The sequence below is a fragment of the Massilia mucilaginosa genome (assembly GCF_011682145.1).
GTDB lineage: Bacteria > Pseudomonadota > Gammaproteobacteria > Burkholderiales > Burkholderiaceae_D > Telluria_A > Telluria_A mucilaginosa.
The window spans coordinates 1-3,442 of the sequence record NZ_WHJH01000115.1 but is presented as its reverse complement, the minus strand read 5'-3'; the positions used below and the strand labels follow the sequence as shown (position 1 = coordinate 3,442).

The 3,442-nt window shown below is 68.6% G+C and carries 3 protein-coding genes; all 3 read right to left on the bottom strand.

Annotation, left to right across the window (positions count from 1 at the left end; genetic code table 11):
- Positions 1-135 precede the first annotated feature (135 nt).
- The 3 genes from F2P45_RS33805 to F2P45_RS33795 are packed head-to-tail and all read right to left on the bottom strand — an operon-like array spanning position 136 to position 3,235.
- Positions 136-1,095 carry an esterase/lipase family protein gene (locus F2P45_RS33805; RefSeq protein ID WP_166882591.1) on the bottom strand — a complete coding sequence of 320 codons (960 nt, stop codon included), beginning with the start codon at positions 1,093-1,095 and terminating at the stop codon, positions 136-138.
- Positions 1,092-2,717: a GMC family oxidoreductase gene (locus F2P45_RS33800; protein ID WP_166882590.1), complete on the bottom strand. Its 1,626-nt coding sequence runs from the start codon at positions 2,715-2,717 to the stop codon at positions 1,092-1,094. Before F2P45_RS33800 ends, F2P45_RS33805 begins: the two co-directional genes overlap by 4 nt.
- On the bottom strand, positions 2,714-3,235 hold the full coding sequence (locus F2P45_RS33795; RefSeq protein ID WP_166882589.1) for a hypothetical protein: 522 nt from the start codon (positions 3,233-3,235) through the stop codon (positions 2,714-2,716). The genes F2P45_RS33800 and F2P45_RS33795 overlap by 4 nt, the downstream gene beginning before the upstream one ends.
- Positions 3,236-3,442 lie beyond the last annotated feature (207 nt).

Below are 3,442 nucleotides of genomic sequence, written 5' to 3'. Positions count from 1 at the left end.
GTGCAAAGGTGTTCGAGATACTCGTCCAGATCTGCCAAATTGTCCATCTTCACCCCCATCGTCATGGAAGGTTTCAGTATACACAAGGGCTAATAGTTTACAATGCTTTTATGACACAGTAAGATTACCACCTTGCTAAAGATTATCTTGGGCTGTGGACAGAGTGCTAATTTCCTGCATCAGGCGCGCCAGCACGCGCCGGTTGCGTCCGAGCGCCACATGGCCGACGCCGCCGAAGGCGATATTGCGGGCGCCTTCGAGCACGCACGAGGTCTGCGGCGCGACGATGTTGTCGTGATGGGTGAAGAGGGAGGTGATCAGCGCGCGCGTCTGCGCGCTTTCGCTGGCGGCCAGTGCGCGCAGCCAGGCGTTCGCCGCGGCGGCGCCACCGTCGCCGCCCGCGTCGTACCGCATCTGGACGGCGTTCAGGCCCGGCCCCCTGCTGGCCAGGCTGGTGCCGTGGTGCGGGGTACCGATGGTAAATACATGCGCCACGCGCGCGCTGCCATGGGCGCGCAGGTAGGCGCGCGCCACCAGCCCGCCCATGCTGTGGCCGACGATGATCGCCTGGCGCGCGCCGCTGGCCGCGCACAGGGCCTCGATGGCGCCCCGCACCGCCGGCACGAAGTCGTCGATCCCGGCCAGCATCGGCTCCAGGTCGAGCGTGGCGTGGCTGATGCGCGCCGCGTCCAGCTCGCGCACCAGGTGGGTCCAGTAGCCGCTGTTGCAGCCGTAGCCGTGCAACAGCAGCAGCGGCGGCACCGTGGCGCCCGCGTGGATGCGCTGGTGCGCCGACGCGTGCGCCATGAACCATGAAGAATGGGTCAGGGTCGAGACGAATTCTTCGGCGAACAGGCGCAGCATGCCCCCCGCGCCGATCCTGAACGGCGCCGGGGTCGCGCTGGAAAAGCGCGCCGTGGCCCTGAAGTTGTTCGCCGTGAGCAGCAGGCGCGCCAGCAGCACGCAGGCCAGCCCGCAGGCGAGCGCCAGCGGCGTCGAGGCCAGCGCGCCGTAGCGCAGCGCGCCATACGCGATGGCCCCGGCCAGCACCAGTTGCACCAGCAGCACCCAGCGCAGCATGGCGCGCGCGCTCATGCCGCCGGCGCCAGCGGCGCGGTGGGACGCCCGCTCAGCGCCTGCGCCAGCTCGCTGGCCAGGCGCGCCGTGATGGCGTACACCGACAGCTGCGGATTGGCGCCGATGGAGGTCGGGAACAGCGAGCCGTCGTGCACCGACAGGTTGCGCACCCCGTGATAGCGGCCGTTGGACCCGACCACGCCGCGCCGCTCGTCGTCGCTCATGGTGCAGCCGCCCATCACGTGGGCCGACACCACGCGCGTGATGTGCTCTTTCATCGGCAGCGCGCCGATGCCTTTCCTGGCCGCCTCCCAGCTGGTGTAGCGCGCCGCCAGTTCGTGCACCGGCTGCACGCTGGCCGCGCCGGCGGCGAACTGGATTTCGGCCATCGACAACAGGGCGCGCCGCACGCCGTCCCAGACATAGTCTTTGATCGGGTAGTCGAGCAGCGCCGCGCCTTCGTGCGTGAGGCCCACGCTGCCGCCGGGCGCCTCGTCATGGAAGCCGTCGCGCAGCAGCGCCAGCAAGCCATGCACGTGCGGGAACTGGCGCATGGTGTCGGCGTGCGCCTGGCCGTAGCCGGCCATGGTGGTCGAGAGCAGCAGCGGGTGCAGCGGCGGCGCTTCGAGCTTGTAGCCGATCGGGCCGTCGAGCGGGCCGTTCTGCAAGAAGTGGTCGGAATAGATGGTTTGCGGCGCACCCGCGAAGCCGTCGACGCGCTGCGCGAAAATCGCCGCCGAAATCACGGTCGGATGCAGAAAGGTGCGCCGTCCCAGCAGCCCATGCGGATCGGGCGCGCGTGAGCGCAGCAGCAGCGCCGGCGAGTTGATCGCCCCGCCGGCCACGATGAAGTGCCTGGCGCGCAAGGTGACGCTGCGCCCGCTGGCGGCCAGGCCGTCCGCGGCCAGCGCCTCGCACAGCAGGTGGGAGACCGCGTCGCCCTTGAACACCAGGCGCTGCGCGCGCGCATGGGTGACCAGGGTGGCGCCGTGGCCGAGCGCCGACGGAATCGTGGTCACCAGCATCGACTGCTTGGCGTTGGTCGGGCAGCCCATGCCGCAGTAGCCGAGGTTCCAGCAGCCTTTGACGTTGCGCCTGATCGCCCCCGAGGAAATGCCGAGGCGCTCGGCGCCGCGCCGCAGCAGGTCGTTGTTTTCGTTGGGCGGGGCTTGCCACTCGCCGATCGACAGGCGCGCTTCCATCATGGCGAACCACGGGGCCAGCGCCGCGCTGGTATACGTCGACAGGCCGAAGTTCTTGTGCCAGTAAGCCAGGGTCGCCTCCGGCGTGCGAAAGCTCGAGGTCCAGTTGACGGTGGTCGAGCCGCCCACGGTGCGCCCCTGCAGGATGTTGATCGCCTTGTCGCGCGTCTTGCGCGCGGCCGACTCCTGGTACAGGGCCGGATAGGCATCCGCTTCGCGCATCTTGAAGTCGGTCGAGGACTTGAGCGCGCCCTCCTCCACGATGATCACCTTCAGGCCGGCCAGCGCCAGGATTTCGGCGGAGACGCCGCCGCCGGCGCCGCTGCCGATGATGACGACGTCGGCGTCAAAAGCGCGGTCGGCCTCCAGCGCGGCGGCGTCGATCACCTTCCAGCCGGCGGCGATGCCGGCTTGGACCGGATCCGGGACGGCGCTCAAGCCAGTTCCTTCATCGGCCCGGGATAGCCGATCGCCGCCCAGCTCGACGGATCGGCATACCAGGAGCCGATGATCAGGTCGTGCAGCGCGTGGTAGGCGCTTTGCAGCATGCCGAGGCGGTGAAAGCGCCAGTCGTGCAGGAACACGGCGACCTGCTCGGCGCTGGCGCCGGCCCAGCCGCCCGAGACGCCCGCCAGCAGGCGCCGCGCGGGCGCCAGCGACAGCAATCCGAACAGGTCCTGGACTTCCTTCTGCGCCGCCAGCGGCAAGCCCAGGATGGCCTGGTGCACGCGCACGGTGGTCGCGGCCACGGCGGCGCCGCGCGCGCCCGGGTCGTCCGGCAAGGCCCCGGCCAGCATGGCCGGCACGATGGCGTCGATGGCCGCTTTGGCTTCGCCGTCGAGCACGAAGCGCCCCAGCGGCGAAGGGTGGATGTAACGGTAAATCCCGCCGCCCGCCGCCAGCGCCAGCGCGCCGAGCGCGCCGACCTTGAGGAAGGTTCTGCGTTTTGTCTCCATGTCGTTGTTTTCCATACTATTTTTGGAGCTAGTGTACGCCAAAGCGGCGGGCCGGAAATCGCACAAACTAGAGTCATCCATCTAGCCTGGATGTTTCATAAACGTCATCCGCAATTCCGAATTGTCGCTCTCGACGCCGCTCGGTTCGAATTATCCTATTGTGGGCAATAGGCGCCCTACCCAATTGAACGGGGCAGGGTAAAGCGG

What these genes read in the sequence shown, in the direction of transcription:
- F2P45_RS33795 (WP_166882589.1), bottom strand. Translation starts at nt 3,235, where the DNA reads ATGGAGACAAAACGCAGAACCTTCCTCAAGGTCGGCGCGCTCGGCGCG.
- F2P45_RS33805 (WP_166882591.1), bottom strand. Translation starts at nt 1,095, where the DNA reads ATGAGCGCGCGCGCCATGCTGCGCTGGGTGCTGCTGGTGCAACTGGTG.